Source organism: Corynebacterium sp. 51B (assembly GCF_008930785.1).
GTDB classification, from domain to species: domain Bacteria; phylum Actinomycetota; class Actinomycetes; order Mycobacteriales; family Mycobacteriaceae; genus Corynebacterium; species Corynebacterium megadyptis.
Genome location: NZ_PQMK01000003.1, coordinates 139,941 through 163,660, shown reverse-complemented (window position 1 = coordinate 163,660; position 23,720 = coordinate 139,941). Strand labels below are relative to the sequence as shown.

Below are 23,720 nucleotides of genomic sequence, written 5' to 3'. Positions count from 1 at the left end.
GGCGGGCTCTAGTTGTGTGTCCGGGTGGGGACTAATACTCGTTTTCGCTGCCGTAGCGCTCGACGAGGAGCTGTTGCACGTCGCGGCGGCGGATCTTGCCCAGCTGGTCGCGGGGGAGTTCTTCGAAGTGGTAGAACACGCGGGGCACCTTGTAGCGGGTGAGGTTCTCGCGGCAGAAGCTCTTGAGGGACTCCGGATCCAGGGTTGCTCCCGCAGAGAGAGTGATGGCGGCGGTGACCGTCTCAGAACCGTCGCCGCGGGGCATGCCCACCACGGTGCAGTCGGTGATATCCGGGTGCTTCTGGAGTACGTCCTCGACTTCCGCCGGGTAGACGTTGAACCCGCCGGTGATGATCATTTCCTTCAAACGAGAAACGAGCTTGACGAAGCCGTCTTCTTCCATGAGCCCCACGTCGCCGGTGCGGAGCCAGCCATTGTGGAAGGAGGCGTCGGTGGCCTCTTGGTTTTTCAGATAGCCGGGGAAGATTTGGGGGCCGCGCGCCAGCACCTCGCCCTCGACACCATAGGGCTGCGTCTCATCCAAGTTATCGGGGTTGGCGATGCGAATCTCGGTGTCGGGGAAGGGGATGCCCACATAGCCGGGACGGCGGTCGCTGGTCATCGGATTACCGATGAGAATCGGCGAGCACTCGGTCAGCCCATAGCCCTCGACGAGACGGCCATTGGTGTGTTCCTCCCAGCCCTGCACCACAGACACGGGCAGGGTGGAGGCGCCAGAGAAGGCGTTGCGGAAGCAGCTGATATCGATACCGGTTTCCTGCGAGGCCTCCACGATCCGCTCATAGAGGGTGGGAACACCCGGCAGCCAGGTGGGCTTCTTCTTCTTCACTACCTCCATGATCAGCTTGAGATCCGGGGAGGGCAGCAGCAGCACCTGGGCGCCCACGAAGAAGGCGAGGGTGGCGACCATCGTCATGCCATAGGCGTGGAACATCGGCAGGGCGGCGAGCATGCGCTCCTCGCGATCGCCGAGGCCCTCCACCCAGTGCTTGCCCATCAGCAGGTTAGAGAAGAGATTGCCGTGGGTGAGCTGCGCCCCCTTGGGGCGGCCCGTGGTGCCCGAGGTGTAGAGAATCAAGGCCACGGTGTCGCGGGTGACGTCTGGGCAGGATGTGATGTCGGTGCCATCGCCGCCGATCACAGGATCCAGCAGGGTCTCCCACGGAATCGAGTTGCGTGCCGGCTCGGAGAGCTTCTTGCGGGTCTTGATGAGCGAGGGCAGCGGGACGCGCAACGCCACGCGCTTGACCATCGGCATGGCGTTTATCATGTTCACCGAGACGATCGTCTCCAGCGACGTGGAGGCCCGCAGCGATTCCAGCACATGGGCCGACTTATCCCAGCAGATTGCCACCCGGGCGCCATGATCAGCGAAGGGCGGCTCCAGCTCGTGCGAGGTGTAGAGCGGATTGTGCTCCACCACGGTGGCGCCGAGCTTGAGTACCGCGTAGAAGGCGATGAGATGCTGCGGACAGTTCGGCAGCATGATGCCGACGCAGTCACCCTGACGCACGCCGAGGGCGCGCAGACCAGCGGCGCAGGCCCGAACCTGGGTGTCGAACTCGCTGAAGGTCAGTGACTTACCAAAGAAGTAGGTGGCGGGGCGGCCACCATTGATCTGGAGGTTATTGTCGTAGACATCCAGCAGGGTGGTCTCGCCATAGTCCAAGGCGTGGGGAGTCCACTCGGCGTAATACTGCAGCCACGGCTTTGAACCGGGTTCCGGTGTGGTGGTGTTTTCAGGATTGTCGGTCATGGTGGAGATGAACTCGCCTTTCGATCAGCGTGGCGTCGAAGCGTATGAGGATCCGGACGTCTTTTCTGGGGCGTGTAAGGGTCAGTTTGCCAACAGTATAACGATGAATTCCTCATGTTTTTGCGCCGAGGCTCATCGTCCGTTCTTATCCAAACCTTAACTGTGGGGTTATGTGCGACGCACATGAGGACCTACTGCTGCACTAGGTGCCGCAGTGTCAAGGTAATAGTCGCTGGTGGGCGCCGCAGGCGAGAAATTGTGTCATGAGCAGCATGTCCGCAGCGCCGCTGAATGCTGTTCAGTCACTGTCCTGCCCGCCCACGGCGGCCAGACACGAACAGCGCTGCGATTCTGGCTGCTGAGCACGCCGTTGCCGCAGAGTAGGGAGTTGTGGCTCGGGGACGTGAAAAAGAGCACATGTGGCCTGGCCGACTGGCGGCGACTGAGGCCCGCCCGCTCTGGGCAGGAGCGCTCTAGAATAAACAGCTATGCGTATCGCGATGATTTCTATGCATACCTCTCCGTTGCAGCAGCCTGGGCAGGGCGATGCCGGCGGCATGAACGTCTACGTGCTGGCCACGGCCCAAGCGCTCGCGGATCAAGGCATGGAAGTTGATATCTTCACCCGTGCCCACCGTCCGAGTCAGGGCGAGATCGTCCAGGTTGGCCCGCGGATTCGAGTAATCAACATCGTCGCCGGCCCCTATGAGGGCCTTGCTAAAGAGCAGTTGCCGATGCAGCTCGCGGCCTTTGCCGGCGGGATGTTGGCTTTTGTGCGCTGCCACAAGCTCTCCTATGACCTCATTCATTCGCACTATTGGCTCTCGGGGCAGGTGGGCTGGCTGCTTCGGGATCTCTGGGAGGTGCCGCTGGTCCACACGGCGCACACCCTCGCCGCGGTGAAGAATGCGCACCGCACCGCCGATGACACCGAGGAATCCGAGGCGCGGCGCATCTGCGAGCAGCAGATCGTGGATAACGCCGATAAGCTGGTGGTCAATACCCTCGAGGAGGAGGACAACCTCGTCTCCTACTATGACGCGGAGCGGGACAAAATTGAGATCGTGTATCCGGGGGCGGACACGCAGCTATTTACACCGGGCAATGATCGAGCTACCGAGCGGGCGCGCCGGGAACTGGGATTGCCTTTTAATGCCAAGGTGATTGCCTTTGTGGGCAGGCTGCAACGCTTCAAGGGCCCGCACATTCTGCTGCAGGCTGTGGCCCAGATGCTCGAGCGCGATCCGGAGCTGAATGTGCGCGTGGTGGTGTGTGGTGGGGCCTCGGGGCCGAATGCCACCGGCGAGGAGTACTACCGCCTGGCCGATAGCCTAGGGATTGGTCGGGTGGTGCGTTTTCTCGAGCCACGCCCGCCCTCCGAGCTGGTCGCGGTGTTTCAGGCCGCGGATGTGGTGGCTGTGCCAAGCTATAACGAGTCCTTCGGGCTGGTGGCGATGGAGGCCCAGGCCACGGGCACCCCAGTGGTGGCGGCCCGCGTAGGTGGTCTACCGATTGCGGTGCGGCACGGGGAGACGGGGCTGCTCACCGATAGTCACGAAGTAGCGGAATGGGCAGCGGCCCTCACCGCGATGGTTAGCGACGATGTCACCCGCATCCAGATGGGAGAGAATGCGCGTGAGCACGCCCTGAACTTCTCCTGGGCGGCCTCGGCGGAGCGGCTACTGACCGTGTATTCCGAGGCGTTGAACTCCCCAGTGGATCAGTGCGCGCCGCGCAAGGCGCATGGCTAGCCGGTGGTCCCGCTCCTTGCGGAGTCCACAGCGAGATGTGTGAATGTGGGGCACTCAATAGCCTGAGGGCGAGACGATGATGCCTGAGCGTGGCACAATGGTGGTTATGACTGGAAAGCTAATTCTTCTCCGCCATGGCCAGAGTGAATGGAACGCATCCAACCAGTTCACCGGCTGGATGGATGTCAATCTCACCGATAAGGGCCGCGAAGAGGCGCAGCGCGGTGGACAGCTGCTCAAGGAGCAGGGTGTTCTGCCGGATCTGCTCTACACCTCGCTGCTGCGTCGCGCGATCAACACCGCCAATATCGCCCTCAATGTCGCTGACCGCCACTGGATCCCGGTAGTCCGCGATTGGCGTCTCAACGAGCGCCACTACGGTGCGCTGCAGGGCCTGAACAAGGCTGAGACCAAGGACAAGTACGGTGACGAGCAGTTCATGGCATGGCGTCGTTCTTATGACACGCCGCCGCCGGAGCTGGACGATGATTCCGAGTTCTCGCAGGCTGGGGATCCGCGCTACGCTGATCTGCCCGCCGTGCCGAAGACGGAGTGCCTGAAGGACGTCGTCGAGCGCTTCGTGCCCTACTTCGAGGAAGAGATCCTGCCGAAGGCTAAGGAAGGCAAGACCGTCATGCTCGCCGCGCACGGTAACTCCCTGCGCGCCCTGGTCAAGCACCTGGACAAGATCTCCGATGAGGAGATCGCTGGGCTGAATATCCCCACCGGTATCCCGCTGGTCTACGAGCTCGATGCCGATGGCACGGTGCTCAACCCAGGTGGCACCTACTTGGATCCGGAGGCCGCTGCTGCCGGTGCCGCCGCCGTGGCTGCCCAGGGTGGCAAATAACCTTTTATGCTCACAGTGAGCTCACTGTGCTGTATGCCTATAACGCGGTGAGTGAAGAGGCCCGCAGTGCGTCCCGTGCGCACTGCGGGCTTTTCCGTGTGCTGAGCAGGGATAGGCGGTGCGTGTGACACCCACGGGTGTGCTCGCGTAGCGGCATCGCCCAAACTGTGCTTGGGTGGGACACAGAACTATCACATTATTCGCAGTGATACCGTGGCCGGCCCCGTTACTTCGGTCGGTGTCAGTGAGTTATCCATGCCGCCGGCTTGGTCGGCGGCATCGGCGAGAGAAGGCCAGAGACATGTTCTTAGTCGGAATCATCGTGGGAGCCATGGGGGCTCTCGTGATGATGCCGCTTGCGCGTTTTCTGCGGCGCTGGGCGCAGCGACGTCGCGAGGCCGAAACGATCACGGATAACCGCATTACCACGATCTCCCAGGTACTGCACCTGACGGTGCAGGGATCGCCGACGGGTGTGGCGGTGATTGATCGAAGTGGCTCGGTTGTGCTCTCTAATATGCCCGCACACGATATGGGCATTGTGCACGAGCACAGCGTGAACAAGCAGATCTGGGCCTCCGCGCTGGAGGTATTCGCCGATCAAGACTCCCGGGTAGTCTCGCTAGAGTTGCCCCGCCGGCTCGCCAGCCGCGTCTCCGCGGTAGATGCTACGGTGGCGCCGCTGACTCTCACGGATGAGCGCTTCGTCGTGGTTTATTCCACCGATGAGTCAGAGCATGTGCGCATGGAATCGGCGCGCCGCGATTTCGTGGCCAATGTCTCTCATGAGCTCAAAACCCCGGTGGGGGGTATGGCCCTGTTGGCGGAGGTGCTGCTGAACTCGGCGGATGATCCCGAGTCCGTGATGCACTTCGGCGAGCGGCTGCTCAACGAGGCGCACCGCATGTCCTCGTTGATTAATGAGCTGATCGCTTTGTCGAAGCTGCAGGGCGCAGAGAAGCTGCCCGCGATGAAGCCAGTCTCGGTGGATGAGGTGATTGACGAGGCGGTCAGTCGCAATAAGTTGACGGCCGAGACCGCCGGCATCGAGATCATTCGCGATACGCCCTCTGGGGTGCAGGTGCGCGGCGATAGCACGCTGTTGATCACCGCTATTACCAATCTGATTATCAACGCCATCAACTATTCGCCGGAGTCCACTCCCGTGACCATCTCCCAAAAGTTGGTGTATTCCCCCAGTGGAGAGAAGACCGTGCAGGTGCGGGTGACTGATCGCGGCATTGGTATTTCGGAGGAAGATCAGCAACGCGTGTTCGAGCGTTTCTTCCGCGTGGATAAGGCGCGGTCGCGCCAGACGGGAGGTACCGGTTTGGGACTAGCGATTGTTAAACATGTCACCGCAAACCACGGTGGATCGATTAAACTGTGGTCACAGCCCAATATTGGCTCGACGTTCACCCTTGAGCTTCCCGTTTTCGATGTTCAAGAAGCGAATGAGGCTCAGCCGCTGACGTCTGAGGCCCCAGAACTTCCCGCCGATACCTCGGTCGCGGCGCCGAAGCGCGCCAGACGTGCCCTCCGCCCCCTCGGCGGGGGACGTGGGCACCGCAATGCCGAGAAGCATCCGGCTGTGCGGCAGGAAAGCTTGATGGATCGTGTGGGAATTACGAGCGCATCCCCGCGTGTGGGTATGCGCAATGAAGCCAGCAGGCGGAAGGATGGCACAGACTAACCATGACGCGAATTCTGATTGTTGAGGACGAGGAATCCCTCGCGGAACCGCTGGCATTTCTGCTGGCGAAGGAGGGCTTCGAGGTAAGTACCGCCGTCGATGGTCCCTCGGCGCTGGTGGAGTTTCATAAGAAAGACATCGATATCGTCCTGCTGGACCTCATGCTTCCTGGAATGTCCGGCACCGATGTGTGTAAGCAGATTCGCCAAAGCTCCCAGGTGCCGGTGATCATGGTCACCGCCCGGGACTCGGAAATCGATAAGGTTGTGGGCCTCGAGCTCGGCGCCGATGACTATGTGACCAAGCCTTATTCTTCTCGGGAGCTCATCGCCCGAATTCGCGCGGTGCTGCGCCGCAGCAAGGAACGCGCGGTGGAGGAGGAGTTCGACGAGCAGGTGCTCAAGGGCGGCCGGGTGCGTATGGACGTGGAATCCCATACCGTCACCGTCGACGGCGAAGAGATCGCCCTGCCCTTGAAGGAATTCGATCTGCTTGAGTACCTGCTGCGCAATTCGGGCCGCGTGCTCACCCGCTCCCAGCTCATCGACCGAGTGTGGGGCGCGGACTATGTGGGCGATACCAAAACCCTTGACGTGCATGTCAAGCGTTTGCGCTCCAAGATCGAGGAGCAGCCCTCCCGGCCCCAATATCTCGTGACCGTCCGCGGCCTCGGGTATAAGTTCGAGGCCTGAGGCGCTTATCGACGCTCACTCGCCGCCACCGTGGCTGGGTGCTGCAGCGACGATCCTGCTACCTGGGTGATCAGCTCCACGAGACGCTCATAGGCGGCATCGCCCATCACCTTCCGCAGCTCCGTCTCATAGCTTTGCCACATGGGTATCTCGCTGGTGTGGCAAGAGGAGGCGGAGGTGCACCACCAATCGAAGTCCTCGCCACCATTTCCCCATGCTCGCCGCTCATACTCGGAAATGGTGGTTTTCAAAATATCGGCGCCATCGGCGCGCACGGTCCATTCCTCTTCGCGGCGCAAAGGCACCAGCCAACACACCTCCGGCTTGATCTCGGTGATGTCCTGGCCGCTGGCCACCGCATATTGGTGAAGAGCACAACCGGGGCCCGTGCCGTGTCCGTTGCGGTTGGCAAAGATGCAGGCGCCGTCGACAAGCTTCGTCTTCAGCGCCGGCTCCATCTCCCCGTCCTCGTTTTCTAGCTCATCCCATTCCAGCCAGGGTTCGGTCTCGGTGGCATCGGCGGCGGCGATGTAGTCATCGACCTCCATGGGGCGTAGCTGCCAAAAATGCGCGGGCATCTCGGCCACGGAATTGTAGAGCAGATCCTGATCGGACTCGTCTGTGAGAAAAGCCCCATGATTGCAACAGCCCACTACTCGGTTGTTTTCGTCAATCCCGAGGCATTCGGGTTGACCGAAATGGCAGCGCCAGCGGGAAGTCAGCCACGTGATGTCCACGCTGAACAGGTGATTCGGGTCCTCAGGATTGTGAAATTCCAGCCATTGCCGCGGAAAGTCAGGGGGCAATTCGCGGCCCGCGCGAATGGATCGGCCGGCGGGGGATGTCGCGGGAAAGCCAAGAAATGTCGACGTCTCATGCGGGGTGTTCACACTTTTCCAACTTAGACCCGCTACCCTAAAGTTGTGCGATTAGGTGTATTGGACGTTGGCAGCAACACTGTCCATTTGGTGGCAGTCGATGCGCGCTCGGGTGGGCATCCCACCCCCATGAGCGATTGGAAGACCACGATGAAACTCGTGGAATTCCTGGACGCAGACGGCGCCCTCAATGACAAGGGACAGTCGAAGCTGATCAAGAATGTGGCAGAGGCGAGAGATCTCGCCGACACACTACGGTGTGATGAGGTGATGGCTTTCGCCACCTCTGCGGTGCGTTCCGCCACGAACCAAAAGAAGGTTCTGGATCGCGTTGAGAAAGAATCGGGCATCAAGCTCGAGGTTCTCACCGGCGAAGAGGAAGCAGTATTGACCTTCCTTGCGGTACGACGCTGGTACGGTTGGTCTGCCGGCCGCATCATCAATCTTGATATTGGCGGTGGCTCCCTCGAGCTCTCCACCGGTACCGACGAGCATCCGGAGAAAGCATTTTCGCTTGATCTCGGTGCGGGCCGGCTCACTCATAAGTGGTTCGACACGGATCCGCCCTCGCGAAAGAAGATCAATATTCTTCGCGATTACATCGACGCCGAACTTGCGGAACCCGCTCAGCAGTTGAAGAACTGCGGCCACGCCGACTTGGCTGTGGGCACGAGCAAAACGTTCCGCACCTTGGCTCGTCTCACCGGTGCTGCACCCTCCTCGGCGGGGCCGCGCGTCAAGCGCACCCTCACCGCGCCGGGCTTGCGCCAGCTGATCGCATTTATTTCCCGCATGACAGCTAGTGACCGAGCGGAGCTCGAAGGAGTAAGCTCGGACCGTTCCCATCAAATCGTCGCCGGTGCCCTCGTTGCAGAGGCAAGCATGCGCGCCCTGGGACTCGAAAAAATCGAGATTTGCCCATGGGCGCTGCGTGAAGGGGTTATCCTTAGACGAATTGATAAGGGATTGGACTAGGAAAGGAAGCGAGTATGAGCGACCAACAGCTGACAGTCGCAGAGCTCTTAGCCCGCGCATCCAAGGAGAACGGCGATCAGGCTCCGCGTAAGCGTCGCCGGCGCCGCCGCAGCCTCGAAGAGGGCGGTGTGTCCGTTGCCGAGCTCACCGGTTCGATCCCGAAGGTAGATAAAACCCCCGAGCAGCCCAAACACACCTCTCAGCCGATCGACGCGGAAAACACCGCCCGCATGGCCGAGCCCGCCCCCGAGGCAGCGCCGGCTGCTCCGGAGCAGCCGGCTGCGCAGCAGCAGGAGAGCGTCGATAAGCCTGCGAGCACCCCGGTTGAGGAGCAGAAACCCGAGGGCTTTAGTCCGAAGCTCAACCGCGTGCCGCGTGGCGCTGCGGCGAAGGACAAGGACGAGACCATGGTGCTCGACGTGGTCCACGAGGGCGAAGAGCCGCGTCTGACCACCGACACCTTCAAGGCCGTGAGTCCCGAGCAGGCGCAGCAGGCCGCTGTACCGCAGCCCGAGACCGCTCCGAAGCCGGTGGAATCCATCGAGCGTTCGCCGGAATCCGAGGGCCGCAACCCCGATGAGCCGCCGACCGCTACCCTCGACGCGGTACGCGATGAGCACACCGGCGAGCAGAAGCAGCGCGTGGCCCCCTATATGGCTGGTCCGGAGCAGCCGGCCGCGCACCCCGACGCGGAAGCCGCAGAGGCCCCCGAGGCGGCTGCGGAGGAAGAATCCGAGCGCTCCGTGTCCATCCCCGCCACCATCGGTATGACCGTGGTGGCTGTGGTGATTGGTATCGCCATCTTCAAGGGCTTCGAATTGCTGTGGGCCAACTTCAGCAGCCTCATCACCGGCGTGCTGGCGCTGGCCGTCACCGGCGGCATCGTCGGTATCGTGCACGCGATGCGCACTGATCGCGACAAGCTCACCATGCTGCTTGCCGCGGTGGTCGGACTGGTCCTCACCTTCGGCCCCTCGCTCATCGCTGGGCTCTAAGCGCCACCGGCTAGGAAACACCCCCGCTATGGAGATGATCCGGCGGGGGTTCTTTCTTGCGCTGCCAGCTACATCTGGCACAGTGGTGATATGACCAAGATTGCAGTGATTGGTGGCGGAAACATCGGTGAGGCCCTCATTTCTGGGCTTATTGCCGGTGGTATCCGCCCGCAGGATATCAACGTGTCCAACCGCCGTGAGGAGCGCGGACGCGAACTTGCGGAGCGCTTCGAGATCAACGACTACGTCGATAACTACCAGGCCGTTGAGGGCGTGGACGTGGTGTTCTTGGCGGTCAAGCCCTACATGATCGTGGATGTGCTCGAGGAAATCTCCGATTCTCTCAATGAGAACACCGAGGACGCGATCGTGGTGTCCATGGCCGCAGGCATCTCCCTGGCGGCCATGGAAGAGGTGGTCTCCGCCGGCACGCCGCTGGTGCGCGTGATGCCCAATACGCCCATGTTCGTGGGCAAGGGCGTCTCTGCCATGGCGGCGGGGCGTTTCGCCGGTGATGCCGAGATGGACACCGTCGCCGAGCTCCTGTCCGCCGTGGGCGAGGTGGTGCGGGTGCGCGAGTCCGATATCGACGTCGTCACGGCGATGTCTGGATCCTCGCCGGCCTATGTGTTCCTCATGGCCGAGGCCATGACCGACGCCGGGGTGCAGCTGGGCCTGAAACGGGAGCTTGCGGAGCAGCTGGCCGTGAACGCCATCGATGGCGCCGCCGCCATGCTCAAGGAAGGCAGCAAATCTCCTGTGGAGCTGCGTGCCTCCGTCTCCTCCCCGGCCGGCACCACTGCCGCTGCCATCCGTTCCCTCGAGGAATCCGGATTCCGGGGCGCGTTTTATCGGGCGATGGAAGCCTGCGCGAAGCGCTCCGCAGAGCTGTCCTAAACCGGCTCGCAACAAACCCTTAAGTAGCACTTCACCCCGCCGATGGGTGGGGTGCTTCTTTTCTGTAGGCCCGGCTCACGTGCCACTGATAGTGGCGGCGAACAATGGTGGGAGAGCTGCCGCGAGCCGCACCAAAGACCGGAACACGGGGTTTCAACTGGGCAAATGAGAAATCCAGTGGGGAGGGGGTGGAGCGATGTAACTCACGTGCATGTATTTTCCCACCTGACTCATGTGACAGCTGAGATAAACTCCATCCCACCAGCTCGCATTCGTAACAACATTAACGCTAAGCTGTTCTCGAACACGATCGTGTCTCCATCTGCAGGAGGGGAAGCCTGCAGCGCGTTCGCGTTATGAAGGGTTTAACACTATGGCACACGAGGACAATGGCACCTTCTTGACCGTCGCAGAGGTCGCTGACATCATGCGCGTATCCAAGATGACGGTGTATCGACTCATTCACTCCAGCGAACTGCCCGCCGTGCGGGTTGGACGCTCCTTTCGAGTTCATGAGAAGGCCGTGAATGAGTACCTCGAGGCGTCGTTCTACGACGCCGGCTAAAATATGCTCCCGCGCCGCAGTCGATAGACTAGGGCGCACATGTGCGGGCTGGTTATCGCGCTAGGGTGCTCTGCAGGGTGTAGCGAGGGGGAATTTTATCCTCGCTCACCCTCTAGGTATGATTGCTAGCATTCGTGTGGCATCACACCCACTCCCATTACGGGGTGGCGGCACTCTCTTGCCGGGCGGTGCGTCCGACGATGTCCGTCCGCCTCGGCAGCGGCCTGCTGCTGCACGGCCGTCGCAGATGCGCACACTATGTATATATACGCACAACGATCTTAAGTAAGTGAGGATGCCCTATGGGTTCTGTTATTAAGAAGCGCCGCAAGCGCATGTCCAAGAAGAAGCACCGCAAGATGCTGCGCCGTACCCGCGTTCAGCGTCGTAAGCTCGGCAAGTAAGCCGCATGCGCGCGGCCCTTTGCATCACTCTAGGGCCTGCTCGCACACCGCCGCAGTAGAGAAGATCTACCGCTCGGCGGTGTGTTTTTTATTCTCTGGGCGCTGCCTAGCTCTTTTTCTTGGACTTGCCCAAGTAGCGCCAGGCACCGGTGGAGAACGCGGCGGTGATGATGGCGGGCAGGCCAAACTTGCGCACGGCCTTGCGCACATTGCGATAGTCGCGCACTTCCCAGCCGCGCTGGAGGGCAGTCTTGCGGAGTTTGGCGTCGGGGTTCACGGCCACTGCAGTGCCCACCATGGACAGCATGGGCAGATCATTAATGGAATCGGAATAGGCCGTGCAGCGCTGCAAGTCGAGCTGCTCCACGGCGGCCAGCGCGGCCACCGCGTGGCGCTTGCCAGAGCCGTGCAAGATATCACCCACGAGGCGGCCAGTGAACTTGCCGTCCTTGACCTCGGCCACGGTGCCTAAGGCTCCCGTGAAGCCGAATTGGCGCGCCAAGATCTGCGCCAGCTGCACGGGAGTGGCGGAGACCAGCCACACCTGCTGGCCGGCGTTGAGGTGCATCTCAGCGAGCTCCTTGGTGCCGGGCCAGATCTTCTCCGACATGTGGGTCTCTACGATGTCCTCGCAGAGCTCTACGAGCTCATTGACATCGCGGCCCTTAATAAACTCCAATGCCTGCTGGCGACCCTCGGCCACATCATTGGCGTTCTCGGAGCCGCTGAGGCGGAACTTCAACTGCTTATAGGCCACCGGTGCGATCTCGGAGAATTTAAAATACTTCTTCCTCGCCAGTCCCATGGCGAGCACGATGATGGAGGCGCCCTGGATCAGGGTGTTGTCCACGTCGAAAAAGGCGGCCGCCGTATGGTCCTGCGGGATCTCCGGATCCGGGGTTGTGACCGACCGAGCGGATGCTGCCTCAAAGGCGCCGGAGACGCTGGTCATGCCCGAGTCAAAGTCGGCGGGGTCGAGGCCAAAGACCTCGGCCACCGCAGCCTCGCCGGCGGCACGCTGGGACTGCTCATCAATCGGCGGGAGGGCGCGATCTTCAAAGAAGTGGCGCAGGTTCCCGCGCGAGGTGGACCACGCCGCCAGAAATTCCGAGGGCGAGCTAGGCCCATCGAAGGGACCAAGGGGAACGTTATTGGAGTTCACGGCGATTGTTCAGTGGCTTTCCGGGTAGGGGCTAGAGCTGATAGGCACGCCCGAAAGTGGGACCCTTGCCATCGTATAAGGTTAGGGCGCAGCTCGCCGTCTTAATAATCACTCCGAGGATTGGAGGCACTGATTCTCTATGTCCACCCACAGCGTTGAACTTATGGTCCGTGCCGGTTGTGGATCCTGTGTGCGCGTCGCCAAGCAAATCGAGCCCATTGTGCGCGCCGCCGGAGCGACATGGCAGGTGCGAGATGTGGACGAGGACCCCGAGCTCGCCATGGAGTTTGGCGACCGTGTGCCGGTGGTTGTGGTAGACGATGAGGAGTTCGCGTGCTGGGAAGTAGACAGCTCCGAGTTAGCCAACACTTTGTTGGCTTGAAGGTGAAAGCAGACTAGCGTTCTTATCAGCCTTTAATGTGACTGATGAGGAAGCGGTGAGCTATTTCAATGAGCGTGCTAGTTGTGGGAATGTCCCACCGGTCGGCACCTGTGTCGTTGCTTGAACAGCTCAGCATGGATGATGACGCAGCGATTCGCGTTGCGTCTACTCTGATTACCCGCCCCTCGCTCACCGAGGCCCTCATTGTCTCTACCTGTAACCGGGTAGAGGTGTACTGTGTCACCTCCTCCTTCCACGCCGGCGTCCACGAAGTGGTGGATGTCCTGCACGAATACAGCGGGGTAGACATCGATACGCTGCGCGCCAAGCTCTATGTGCGCTATGCCGACGCCGCCGCCGAGCACATGCTCATGGTCACCGCCGGACTGGATTCCATGGTGGTGGGAGAGCAGCAGATCATCGGCCAGGTGCGTCACGCCTACCAGCTCGCCTCGAAGTCAGCCACTGCCGGCCCGGCGCTGCACTCTCTCACCCAGACAGCCCTGCACACTGGCAAGCGAGTTCACACCGAGACCGCCATTGATGAGGCGGGGGCATCCATGGTCTCCTTCGCCCTGCAGCAGGCCATCTCCGAGATGGGCCGCGAAGGCGAGGACCTCCCCCTGAAGGGGGTTAGTGTTCTTGTGCTCGGCGCGGGGGCAATGGCCTCCCTGGCCTCCACTCATGTGGGCCGTATGGGGGTAGAGCGCCTCATCGTGAGCAACCGCACCTACGAGCGGGCGCAGAATCTCGTGGCGCACGCCCTCGAGGCAGGGGTGAACGCCCAGGCGATCCAGTACGAGGATCGCACCTCAGTGCTCAACGAGGTGTCCATGGTGGTCTCTGCCACCGGCGCCGATGGCTTCACCATCAACGCCAGCGACATCCCCGCCGATCATCCTGGTCTAGTGGCCGTGGATCTCTCCCTGCCACGCGACCTTGACGATGCGATCGAGGAGCGCACCGGCTGCCACCTGATCAATATCGAGAAGCTGCACGAGCACGCCGATGGCGAGACCTCGCAGGTGCACGCCGAGTCGCTGCGCATTGTGCGCGATGCCCTCGAGCAGTTCACCTCCCAGCAGCGCGTGCGCGAGGTAGCACCCGCGGTCTCGGCGCTGCGCAAGCACGCTGCCGAACTGGTGGAGGCCGAGATGGGGCAGCTCATGCGGCGCACCCCGGGCATGGAGGATGCTGACCGCAATGAGGTCAACCGCACCGTGCGACGCATCGTCGATAAGCTGCTGCATCAGCCCACCGTGCGGGTGAAGCAGCTGGCAGCCCGCTCGGGCACCGTCACCTATGAAACCGTGATTCAGGAGCTCTTCGGGCTGCAGGATCCGGTGCCGGGGCGCTCCATTGCTGTGGCGATGGATGAGCTGCCCGGAAATATGGGGCATATGCCGGTGCGGGCCGAGTCCGTAGCGGAGACCTACCCCTCCTCGCTGAGCGTCAGCGAGTAGTCTTAATGGGCATGTTTCGGATTGGTACTCGCGGATCTCAACTTGCCACTACACAAACCGGCCATGTGCGCGATGCACTGGCCGAGCTCGGCCACGACGCCGAATTAACGATCATCACCACCCCAGGTGATAAGAACATGTCGCCGGTGGAGCGCATCGGCGTCGGTGTGTTCACCCAGGCGCTGCGCGAGGCCATGGCCCGCGGCGAATGTGATCTGGCGGTGCACTCCTTCAAGGATCTGCCCACCGCCCCCGATGATCGTTTCGTGCTCGTCACCCCAGCCCGTGAGGATCGCCGTGAGGCCCTCATCGCCCGCGATGGGCTCACTCTCGATGAACTCCCCGAGAACGCCACCGTGGGCACCTCCGCGCCGCGTCGTATTGCCCAGCTGCGGGCGCTGCGCCCCGATCTGGATATCCGGCCCCTGCGCGGCAATATCGACACCCGTATGGGCAAGGTGCTGCACGGCGAGCTCGACGCCGTGGTGCTGGCGGCAGCGGGGCTGACTCGCGTCGGGCAGCTCGATCGCGCCACGGAGCTTTTCGACGCCACCCGCCTGATGCCCGCCCCCGCCCAAGGCGCCCTCGCTATCGAATGCCGAGCCGAGGACACCCACGCCGTCGAGGCGATCCGGGCCCTGGCGGATACCTCGGCCGAGCTCTGTGCCGCCGCCGAGCGTGCCGTATTGGCTACCCTAGAAGCCGGCTGTACCGCGCCGGTGGCCGCCCATGCGGAGTTTAGCGAGGGGCAGCTGAGCCTCACCGCCGGCGCCTTTGCGCTCGACGGCAGCGCCCAGCTGGTGCACAGCGCCAGCGGTGCGGCCGAGAACAAGGAGCAGGCCCGCGCGCTGGGTGCTGCGGTGGCCCGCGAGTTGCTCTCGCAGGGCGCCTCCGCACTGGTGGCCGTCTCCTAAACTCACGCGCTTTATCGTCGTTGTGCGCGTCCTAGCGGCGCCCCGGAGAGCACGCTGTTGCTCTCTGCGGGCGCCGCTTCTGTCTCTTCCTAGCCTGTGTGAGCTGGGAAAATAAAAAAGTTGAGCGAATCGGGAACAACTTTGCGGGATGTGCCGTTGTATGAGGTGAAAAGTTGAGTTAGCTTCACTCAAGAAGGTTGGCGATTATGACGAGAGTTTGTTAGCGTGGTCGCAGACGTTGAGTGAGCATTACTCAACTCGATGAATTCAAACGAGCCCCGTCCGAGTGGGCGGGCACAAACGTACAAACGTACACAGGAGGACAACACAACTATGGGACGTGCAGTAGGCATTGACTTGGGTACCACCAACTCGGTCGTATCCGTGCTTGAGGGTGGCGAGGCAACCGTTATCGCCAACTCCGAAGGCTCCCGGACCACCCCTTCGGTGGTCGCATTCGCAAAGAACGGCGAGGTTCTGGTCGGTCAGTCCGCGAAGAACCAGGCCGTCACCAACGTCGATCGCACCGTGCGCTCCGTCAAGCGCCACATGGGCAGCGACTGGACCGTTGAGGTCGACGATAAGAAGTACACCCCGCAGGAGATCTCCGCTCGCACGCTGATGAAGCTCAAGCGCGACGCTGAGTCTTACCTGGGCGATGATGTCACCGACGCCGTGATCACTGTTCCCGCTTACTTCGAGGATGCACAGCGCCAAGCCACCAAGGAAGCCGGTCAGATCGCAGGCCTGAACGTGCTGCGTATCGTGAACGAGCCCACCGCAGCTGCTCTGGCCTATGGCCTGGAGAAGGGCGACAAGGAGCAGACCATTCTGGTCTTCGACCTCGGTGGCGGCACCTTCGACGTCTCCCTGCTGGAGATCGGCGATGGCGTGGTCGAGGTTATGGCCACCGCTGGCGACAACGAGCTGGGCGGCGATGACTGGGATCAGCGCATCGTGGATTGGTTGGCTGAGAAGTTCAAGAGCTCCCACGGTATCGACCTGACCAAGGACAAGATGGCTCTGCAGCGTCTGCGTGAGGCTGCCGAGAAGGCCAAGATTGAGCTGTCTTCTTCGCAGCAGGCATCCATCAACCTGCCCTACATCACCGTGGACTCCGAGAAGAACCCGCTCTTCCTGGACGAGACCCTCACCCGCACCGAGTTCCAGCGCATCACCCAGGATCTGCTGGATCGCACCAAGGCTCCCTTCAACCAGGTAGTCAAGGACGCAGAGATCTCCGTCTCCGAGATCGACCACGTGGTGCTCGTCGGTGGCTCCACCCGTATGCCGGCCGTCTCCGAGATGGTCAAGGAGCTCTCCGGCAAGGAGCCGAACAAGGGCGTGAACCCGGACGAGGTTGTGGCCATGGGTGCTGCTCTGCAGGCCGGTGTGCTGCGCGGCGAGGTCAAGGACGTGCTGCTGCTCGACGTCACCCCGCTCTCCCTCGGTATTGAGACCAAGGGTGGCGTGATGACCAAGCTCATCGAGCGCAACACCACCATTCCGACCAAGAAGTCCGAGACCTTCACCACCGCAGAGGACAACCAACCCTCCGTGCAGATCCAGGTATTCCAGGGTGAGCGCGAGATGGCCTCCGCCAATAAGCTGCTCGGCTCCTTCGAGCTCGGTGGCATTGCCCCGGCGCCGCGTGGCGTGCCGCAGATCGAGGTCACCTTCGACATCGACGCCAACGGCATCGTGCACGTGACCGCGAAGGACAAGGGCACCGGCAAGGAAAACACCATCAAGATCCAGGACGGCTCCAGCCTGTCTCAGGAAGACATCGACCGCATGGTCAAGGATGCTGAGACCCACGCCGAAGAGGACAAGAAGCGCCGCGAGGAGCAGGAGGTGCGCAACTCTGCAGAGTCCATGGCGTACCAGACCCGCAAGTTCCTCGAGGAGAACTCCGAGAAGGTCTCCGAGGACATCAAGAAGAAGGTCGAAGACGCCGCCAACGGTGTGGACGAGGCCCTGAAGGGCGATGACCTCGATGCCATCAAGGACGCCGTGGACACCCTGTCCAAGGAGTCCCAGGAGATGGGCAAGGCCCTCTACGAGGCCGAGGCAGCCCAGGGCGCTACCCAGGCTGAGGGCGCCGACCAGGCCGCTGATGACAATGTTGTCGACGCTGAGGTTGTCGACGAGGAGGATGAGAAGAAGTGACCCACCCAGGCGAGATGCCCGATAACCCGGGCGATCCCGACGCCACGGATGAGGCCAACTACTCTCCGAACGAGGCCGAAGCCGCCGCTGCCGAAGCGGCGGCCGACGCCGAGGCCAATGCAACAGGCGGCGAGGAGGTAGTGGATCCCCTCGACGAGGAGATCAACGAACTGCTCGACGAAGAGGCCGCGCTCGCCGACGCCGAAGCCACCGAGGCTGAGGAAGAGGCAGCGGCCGAGGCTGAGGCCGAGGATCCGGCCGCGGCACAGATCGCGGAGCTCACCGAGGATCTCAAGCGCGTGTCCGCCGAGTACGCCAACTATCGTCGGCGCACCGAGCGGGAACGCGAGGGCGTGATCTCCACCGCCACGGTGAAGGTGCTCAAGGAACTGCTCCCTATCCTCGATGATCTCGACATGGCTGAACAGCATGGCGATCTCGAGCAGGGCCCCTTGAAGCCCTTCGCGGAGAAGCTCCGCAGCACCGTGAGCGGTGTGGGGCTCAAGCGCTTCGGCGAGACCGGCGACGAGTTCAACCCGGAGATCCACGAGGCCATCCAAGATGCCTCGACCGGAGAAGACAAGGCCCTCGGCACCGTGGTGCGCCCCGGCTACCAGTACAAGGACACAGTCGTGCGCGCCGCCATGGTGATCATCGACGACCCAGTAGAGGATCAAGAATAAAAAGCCCACGATATCGTGTAGCGGAAGGAGGGGACTGTACGTCTCATGGCACAGCGTGAATGGGCAGAAAAAGACTATTACGCGGACCTCGGGGTCTCCTCGTCCGCTTCCCAGGCCGACATCAAGCGCGCCTACCGGAAACTGGCACGAGACAACCACCCCGACACCCATCCAGGTGACACCCAGGCGGAAACCCGCTTCAAAAAAGTCGCCGAGGCGTATGACGTCATCGGCGATGAGCAGAAGCGCAAAGAATATGACGAGATGAAGGCCATGCTCTCCTCGGGCATGGGCGGATTCGGTCGAGGTTTCGGCCAGAGAGGAGGCGCCGGATTTCCCGGCGGGTTTCGCTCGACGTCGACGGAGGACTTCGACATCTCGGACCTCTTCGGCCAAACGGGCGGAGGACCCAGTGGAGGCTTTTCTAGTGAAGGCGGTCTGGGGGATATCTTCGGTGGCATTTTCAACCGCGGCGGTGGTGCTCGCCACGCAACTCGGCCGACGCGGGGATCGGACGTAGAAACCCAGATCACTCTGGATTTCCGCGAAGCCACCAAGGGCACCACTATCCCGCTCCGGCTCACCGGCGATGCCCCTTGCAATAAGTGTCATGGCTCGGGCTCCGCCTCGGCGAAGCCCGCCACCTGCGGGGTGTGCAATGGCACCGGCTATGAGTCGGAGAGCAAGGGCACCTTCGGGTTCTCTAAGCCCTGCAGCAACTGCAATGGCTCCGGCACGAAGATCACCGATCCCTGCTCGGCCTGCAGCGGCACCGGCACCGTCAACCGCACCCGCTCGATCACCGTGAAGGTGCCTGCGGGCGTGATCGACGGTCAGCGGGTACGCCTGGCCGGCCAGGGCGAGGCCGGGCCGAATGGATTGCCCTCGGGCGATCTCTTCGTCACCGTCCACGTCCGCCCAGATCCGGTATTCACCCGTTCCGGCGACGATCTCGAGCTGACCGTACCGATCTCCTTCGCGGAGGCGGTCTTGGACAGCACGGTGACAGTGCCCACCCTCGACGGCCCCGTCACGGTGCGTTTGCGGGAAAACACCCCCAATGGCCGCACCCTGCGGGTGCGCGGCAGGGGAGTGCCGAAGCGTGATGGCACCAAGGGCGATCTGCTGGTCACCGTCGAGGTGGTGGTTCCGGATCATCTCGATGCCGGCGCTACCTCGGCGTTGCGCAGCTACGCCCAGGCCGAGAAAGACTCCGGCTTCGACCCGCGGAAGGACTGGGCCGGACAGGACTAAACCCGTTACGCCCACCCGGCCAGCGCTGGGTGGGCCTTCACCCCAGGGGCGCCATCGCAAACGCGCGGCGGCGTGCCAACGACCACCGGATGTAAGTGAGGAGGTGTCTACCTAGCGTCATGACTCAACAGAACGACCACTCTGAGCACACGGAAGTCTATGTGATCTCCGTGGCAGCGGAACTGGCGGGCATGCACGCCCAGACGCTTCGCACGTACGACCGCATCGGGTTGGTGACGCCGCAACGCACCCGCGGCGGTGGGCGACGCTATTCGCCCAGCGACGTCGAATTGCTCCGAAAGATTCAGAAGCTCAGCCAAGAAGACGGCGTGAATCTCGCCGGAATCAAGGCGATCATCGAACTCAGCCATGAGAACGATCGCCTGCGCCAGGCTAATGAGGAGCTCAACGAGGATCTCACGGCGCTCGAGCGAGAGGTGCACGAATTGCGCCGCAGCGCCGGGCGCAAGCGCGGCGAGATCGTGCATGTGCCCCGCTCCACCGCGGTGGTGGCGTGGGAGCCGCGCCGCTCCCGCAGCCGCCCCCAGCACTAACAACCTCCAGCCACCCACGACGCCCCGACCGGGCTCGTGGGTGGTGGTGTATCTACGGCCATAACGCCGGTGATGCGTCGGCATAGGCGGTGCGCAGCAGGAATGCGAGTGCGCTAGTGAAAAACGTTATCGGCAATGATTGAAAATCTGGGTACACTGAAGGGTTGGACAATGACCCCTCTATAACCCTGAAGGAGTGGCACGTTAATGACAGCCACCGTTACTGGAATCATCGCCCGTGAAAAGGGTGCACCCGTAGAAAAAGCGCAGATAATTATCCCCGATCCTGGTCCCACCGATGTGGTGGTGGATATCAAGGCCTGCGGGGTGTGCCATACCGATCTGGCTTATCGCGATGGCGATATCGAGGACGCCTACCCCTTCTTGCTCGGCCACGAGGCGGCCGGCGTGGTCTCCCAGGTGGGCGAGGATGTCACCTTCGTTGCCGAGGGCGACTTCGTGGTGCTCAACTGGCGTGCCGTGTGTGGCGAGTGCCGTGCCTGTAAGCGCGGCGAGCCCAAGTACTGCTTTAGCACCCACAATGCCTCGCAGCCCATGACTCTCGAGGACGGCACCGCGCTCAGTCCCGCACTGGGCATCGGCGCCTTCGCGGAGAAAACTCTGGTGCACGAAAAGCAGTGCACCAAGGTGAATCCGGCGGAGGATCCGGCTGCGGCCGGGTTGCTCGGCTGCGGCGTGATGGCTGGGCTGGGCGCGGCGGTCAATACCGCCGATATCGCCCGCGGCGAGTCCGTGGCCGTGTTTGGCTGCGGCGGCGTCGGCATGGCGGCCATCGCTGGGGCGGTGGTGAACCAGGCCCGCACCGTGATCGCCGTGGATGTGGACCAGCGCAAGCTGGATGCCGCCACCGACTTCGGTGCTACCCACACCATTAATTCCTCCGAGCTATCGGAGGAGCAGGTGATCGAGCGCGTCCGCGAGATCACCGATGGCTTCGGCGCAGATGTGACCATCGACGCCGTGGGGATCATGCCCACCTGGCGCCAAGCCTTCTATTCCCGCGATCATGCAGGCCGCATGGTGATGGTGGGTGTACCGAACCTGAGCGATCATATCGACATCCCAGCCATCGACTTCTACTCCCGCGGCGGCAGCCTGAAGCCGGCGTGGTACGGCGATTGCCTGCCGGAGCGCGATTTCCCCGCCTTCGTGGACCTGCACCTCCAGGGGCGTTTCCCGCTGGACAAGTTCGTCTCCGAGCGCATCGAGCTGGGAGCGGTGGAAGAGGCCTTCGCCACCATGAAGGCCGGAGACGTTCTGCGTAGCGTGGTGGTGATCTAATTATGTTCCGAGTTGATCATGTAGAAACCAGTGGCACCTTCGCCCTTGATGGGGGCGAATGGGATGTGGACAACAATATTTGGATCGTCGGAGACGACTCCGAGGTTTACATCATCGATGCTGCCCACCAGGCCCAGCCGATTATCGACGCCGTCGCAGGTCGTCGTGTCCGCGGCATCCTGTGCACCCACGCCCACAATGACCACATCACCGTGGCCCCAGAGCTGTCCACCCGCCTCGATGCACCGATCTATGTGCACCCCGGTGATGAGATGCTGTGGCAGCAGACCCACCCCGATATCGCCCACGAGGCGCTGCGCGAGGACATGCTTTTCGACGTCGGCGGCGCGGAGATGCGCGTGCTGAACACCCCCGGCCACTCGCCGGGATCGTGCTGCTTCTACGTGCCGGAGGCCGCAGAGCTCTTCAGTGGCGACACCCTCTTCCAAGGCGGGCCGGGCGCCACGGGCCGGAGCTATAGCAGCTTCGACACCATCATTCACTCGCTGCGCACCTCCGTGCTGGAGCTGCCTGCCGAGACGATCGTGCGCACCGGACACGGCGATCACACCACCATTGGTAGCGAGGCGCCCCACTTGGAGGAGTGGATTAAGCGCGGCTACTAGGGCTGATATGGCTGCAGACAGAGCGCGGACGGTTTCAGTGACATGCTGGCACCGTCCGCACAGGTGTGTCGTGGGTCATATGCGCCACGGCGGGAATGTGCGTAGGCTGTGTGGCACGTCACTACCCGCTGGGTGGTGGTGCAGAAAGTCCCCACACACTGCGGTGCCATGGATATGGTCCGACGAGAGATACGGAGAACACAGCATGACTGTCTACGCACATCCCAATTCCGAGGGCTCGATTGTGTCCTTCCGCGAACGCTATGACAACTTCATCAACGGCGAGTGGACCCCACCGGCCAGCGGCGAGTACCTAGACAACATCACGCCGGTCACCGGCGAGGTGTTCTGTCAGTTCGCTCGCGGCAAGGAAGAAGACATCAACCTGGCCCTCGACGCGGCGCACGCCGCCAAGGATGAGTGGGGCCACACCGCCCCGGCAGAGCGCGCGATGGTGCTGAACAAGATCGCTGAGCGCATCGAAGAAAATGTGGAAAAGCTCGCAGTAGCTGAGACCTGGGAGAATGGTAAGCCGGTGCGCGAGGCCCTGGCTGCCGACATCCCGCTGGCTGCCGACCATTTCCGCTACTTTGCTGGTGTCACCCGCACTCTCGAAGGCCATACCTCCCAGATCGATCGCAACACCGTGGCCTATCACTTCAAGGAGCCACTCGGTGTGGTCGGGCAGATCATTCCGTGGAACTTCCCCATCCTCATGGCTGCGTGGAAGCTCGCCCCAGCCCTGGCCGCTGGCAACTGTGTGGTGCTCAAGCCCGCAGAGCAGACCCCGGTATCGGTGCTCTATCTCATGGAGCTCATCGCTGATCTGCTGCCCAAGGGTGTGGTGAACATCGTCAATGGCCTCGGCAAAGAGGCCGGCGCGGCGCTGACCTCCTCCCGTCGTATCGCCAAGGTGGCCTTCACTGGTTCCACCGAGGTGGGCAAGATGATCAACAAGGCAGTGGCCGATCAGGTGATCCCGGTGACCTTGGAGCTCGGCGGCAAGTCTCCCTCGGTGTTCTTCAGCGACATCATGAGCAAGGACGATGAGTTCCTGGACAAGTGCGTCGAGGGCGTGGTCATGTTCGCCCTGAACTCCGGCGAGGTGTGCACCTGTCCCTCGCGCGCCCTCATCCAAGAGGACATCGCCGATGAGTTCATCGCCCGCGTGGTGGAGCGCACCAAGAAGATCAAGGTGGGCAACCCCCTCGATTCCGAGGTGATGCTGGGCGCCCAGGCCTCGCAGGAGCAGCTGGACAAGATTTCCGGCTACCTTACCTCCGGCCCGGCCGAGGGCGCCGAGGTGCTCACCGGCGGCAACGTGGCCAAGCTCGAGGGCAGCCTCGACGGCGGCTTCTATGTGGAGCCCACCATCATGCGGGGCGAAAACTCGATGCAGATCTTCCGCGAGGAGGTCTTCGGCCCCGTGCTGGTGGTCACCACCTTCAAGGACTTTGATGAGGCCATCGAGATCGCCAATGACACCAACTACGGCCTCGGTGCCGGTGTGTGGACCCGCGATCAAAACACCGCCTACCGTGCCTCCCGCGCCATTCACGCTGGTCGCGTGTGGGTGAACCACTACCACAGCTACCCGGCCGGTGCTGCCTTCGGTGGTTTCAAGGAGTCCGGTATTGGCCGCGAGAACCACGCCATGATGCTCGATCACTACACCGAGACCAAGTGCGTGCTCACCTCCTATGACCCCAAGCCCACTGGGCTGTTCTAAACACC

At 62.3% G+C, this 23,720-nt stretch carries 22 protein-coding genes; 19 read left to right on the top strand and 3 right to left on the bottom strand.

Features of this window, described 5'->3' with window-relative positions:
* Positions 1-31: 31 nt before the first annotated feature.
* A complete protein-coding gene (locus GBB14_RS05135; RefSeq protein ID WP_151529298.1) occupies positions 32-1,777 on the bottom strand; it encodes a long-chain-fatty-acid--CoA ligase in 1,746 nt (581 codons plus the stop codon).
* Positions 1,778-2,265: 488 nt separating this feature from the next.
* Between GBB14_RS05135 and mshA the strand changes: the two genes are divergently transcribed.
* From mshA to GBB14_RS05115, 4 genes are all read left to right on the top strand, one after another.
* Positions 2,266-3,528 (top strand): D-inositol-3-phosphate glycosyltransferase, encoded by a 1,263-nt coding sequence (gene mshA, locus GBB14_RS05130; RefSeq protein ID WP_151529297.1) that lies wholly within the window; start codon positions 2,266-2,268, stop codon positions 3,526-3,528.
* Positions 3,529-3,634: 106 nt separating this feature from the next.
* Positions 3,635-4,378, top strand: a complete 744-nt coding sequence (locus tag GBB14_RS05125) for a phosphoglyceromutase (protein ID WP_370451578.1) — start codon at positions 3,635-3,637, stop codon at positions 4,376-4,378.
* Positions 4,379-4,679: 301 nt separating this feature from the next.
* Positions 4,680-6,071, top strand: coding sequence for an ATP-binding protein (locus GBB14_RS05120; RefSeq protein ID WP_151529295.1), 1,392 nt, complete (start codon positions 4,680-4,682; stop codon positions 6,069-6,071).
* Between the two features lie 2 nt (positions 6,072-6,073).
* The gene (locus GBB14_RS05115) at positions 6,074-6,763 is read left to right on the top strand and encodes a response regulator transcription factor (RefSeq protein WP_151529294.1); all 690 of its coding nucleotides are present in this window, start codon (positions 6,074-6,076) and stop codon (positions 6,761-6,763) included.
* A gap of 5 nt (positions 6,764-6,768) precedes the next feature.
* Here the strand turns inward: GBB14_RS05115 and GBB14_RS05110 are convergent, their stop codons facing one another.
* Positions 6,769-7,653 carry a hypothetical protein gene (locus tag GBB14_RS05110; RefSeq protein WP_151529293.1) on the bottom strand — a complete coding sequence of 295 codons (885 nt, stop codon included), beginning with the start codon at positions 7,651-7,653 and terminating at the stop codon, positions 6,769-6,771.
* Between the two features lie 33 nt (positions 7,654-7,686).
* Here GBB14_RS05110 and GBB14_RS05105 point away from each other — a divergent pair, with 33 nt between their 5' ends.
* The 5 genes from GBB14_RS05105 (at position 7,687) to GBB14_RS05085 (ending at position 11,477) form a co-directional block, all read left to right on the top strand.
* On the top strand, positions 7,687-8,616 hold the full coding sequence (locus GBB14_RS05105; RefSeq protein ID WP_151529292.1) for a Ppx/GppA phosphatase family protein: 930 nt from the start codon (positions 7,687-7,689) through the stop codon (positions 8,614-8,616).
* Between the two features lie 14 nt (positions 8,617-8,630).
* Positions 8,631-9,611: a hypothetical protein gene (locus tag GBB14_RS05100; RefSeq protein ID WP_151529291.1), complete on the top strand. Its 981-nt coding sequence runs from the start codon at positions 8,631-8,633 to the stop codon at positions 9,609-9,611.
* A 90-nt stretch (positions 9,612-9,701) separates the two neighbouring features.
* The gene (gene proC, locus GBB14_RS05095; protein ID WP_151529290.1) at positions 9,702-10,508 is read left to right on the top strand and encodes a pyrroline-5-carboxylate reductase; all 807 of its coding nucleotides are present in this window, start codon (positions 9,702-9,704) and stop codon (positions 10,506-10,508) included.
* Between the two features lie 373 nt (positions 10,509-10,881).
* Positions 10,882-11,073 (top strand): helix-turn-helix domain-containing protein, encoded by a 192-nt coding sequence (locus GBB14_RS05090; RefSeq protein ID WP_018019464.1) that lies wholly within the window; start codon positions 10,882-10,884, stop codon positions 11,071-11,073.
* Between the two features lie 302 nt (positions 11,074-11,375).
* Positions 11,376-11,477 (top strand): 30S ribosomal protein bS22, encoded by a 102-nt coding sequence (locus GBB14_RS05085; protein WP_003855542.1) that lies wholly within the window; start codon positions 11,376-11,378, stop codon positions 11,475-11,477.
* Between the two features lie 106 nt (positions 11,478-11,583).
* On the opposite strand, the gene GBB14_RS05080 is transcribed toward GBB14_RS05085, so the two are convergent.
* Positions 11,584-12,639, bottom strand: a complete 1,056-nt coding sequence (locus GBB14_RS05080; protein ID WP_151529289.1) for an HAD family phosphatase — start codon at positions 12,637-12,639, stop codon at positions 11,584-11,586.
* A gap of 139 nt (positions 12,640-12,778) precedes the next feature.
* On the opposite strand from GBB14_RS05080, the gene GBB14_RS05075 reads away from it, so the two are divergent.
* The 10 genes from GBB14_RS05075 (at position 12,779) to GBB14_RS05030 (ending at position 23,715) form a co-directional block, all read left to right on the top strand.
* Positions 12,779-13,021, top strand: a complete 243-nt coding sequence (locus GBB14_RS05075; protein WP_151529288.1) for a glutaredoxin family protein — start codon at positions 12,779-12,781, stop codon at positions 13,019-13,021.
* Between the two features lie 68 nt (positions 13,022-13,089).
* Positions 13,090-14,484 (top strand): glutamyl-tRNA reductase, encoded by a 1,395-nt coding sequence (locus tag GBB14_RS05070; protein WP_151529287.1) that lies wholly within the window; start codon positions 13,090-13,092, stop codon positions 14,482-14,484.
* Between the two features lie 11 nt (positions 14,485-14,495).
* Positions 14,496-15,398, top strand: coding sequence for a hydroxymethylbilane synthase (hemC, locus tag GBB14_RS05065; RefSeq protein WP_151530481.1), 903 nt, complete (start codon positions 14,496-14,498; stop codon positions 15,396-15,398).
* 333 nt (positions 15,399-15,731) lie between these two features.
* Positions 15,732-17,567, top strand: a complete 1,836-nt coding sequence (dnaK, locus tag GBB14_RS05060; protein ID WP_151529285.1) for a molecular chaperone DnaK — start codon at positions 15,732-15,734, stop codon at positions 17,565-17,567.
* Complete coding sequence (gene grpE / locus GBB14_RS05055) at positions 17,564-18,250, top strand: nucleotide exchange factor GrpE (protein ID WP_151529284.1); 687 nt, start codon at positions 17,564-17,566, stop codon at positions 18,248-18,250. The genes dnaK and grpE overlap by 4 nt, the downstream gene beginning before the upstream one ends.
* A gap of 45 nt (positions 18,251-18,295) precedes the next feature.
* On the top strand, positions 18,296-19,504 hold the full coding sequence (gene dnaJ, locus GBB14_RS05050; protein ID WP_151529283.1) for a molecular chaperone DnaJ: 1,209 nt from the start codon (positions 18,296-18,298) through the stop codon (positions 19,502-19,504).
* Between the two features lie 119 nt (positions 19,505-19,623).
* Entirely contained in the window at positions 19,624-20,058 is a 435-nt protein-coding gene (locus GBB14_RS05045) for a heat shock protein transcriptional repressor HspR (RefSeq protein WP_151529282.1), read from the top strand.
* A 207-nt stretch (positions 20,059-20,265) separates the two neighbouring features.
* On the top strand, positions 20,266-21,360 hold the full coding sequence (locus GBB14_RS05040) for an S-(hydroxymethyl)mycothiol dehydrogenase (protein WP_151529281.1): 1,095 nt from the start codon (positions 20,266-20,268) through the stop codon (positions 21,358-21,360).
* 2 nt (positions 21,361-21,362) lie between these two features.
* Positions 21,363-21,986, top strand: a complete 624-nt coding sequence (locus GBB14_RS05035) for an MBL fold metallo-hydrolase (RefSeq protein ID WP_151529280.1) — start codon at positions 21,363-21,365, stop codon at positions 21,984-21,986.
* Positions 21,987-22,191: 205 nt separating this feature from the next.
* On the top strand, positions 22,192-23,715 hold the full coding sequence (locus GBB14_RS05030) for an aldehyde dehydrogenase family protein (protein WP_151529279.1): 1,524 nt from the start codon (positions 22,192-22,194) through the stop codon (positions 23,713-23,715).
* Positions 23,716-23,720: the final 5 nt, after the last annotated feature.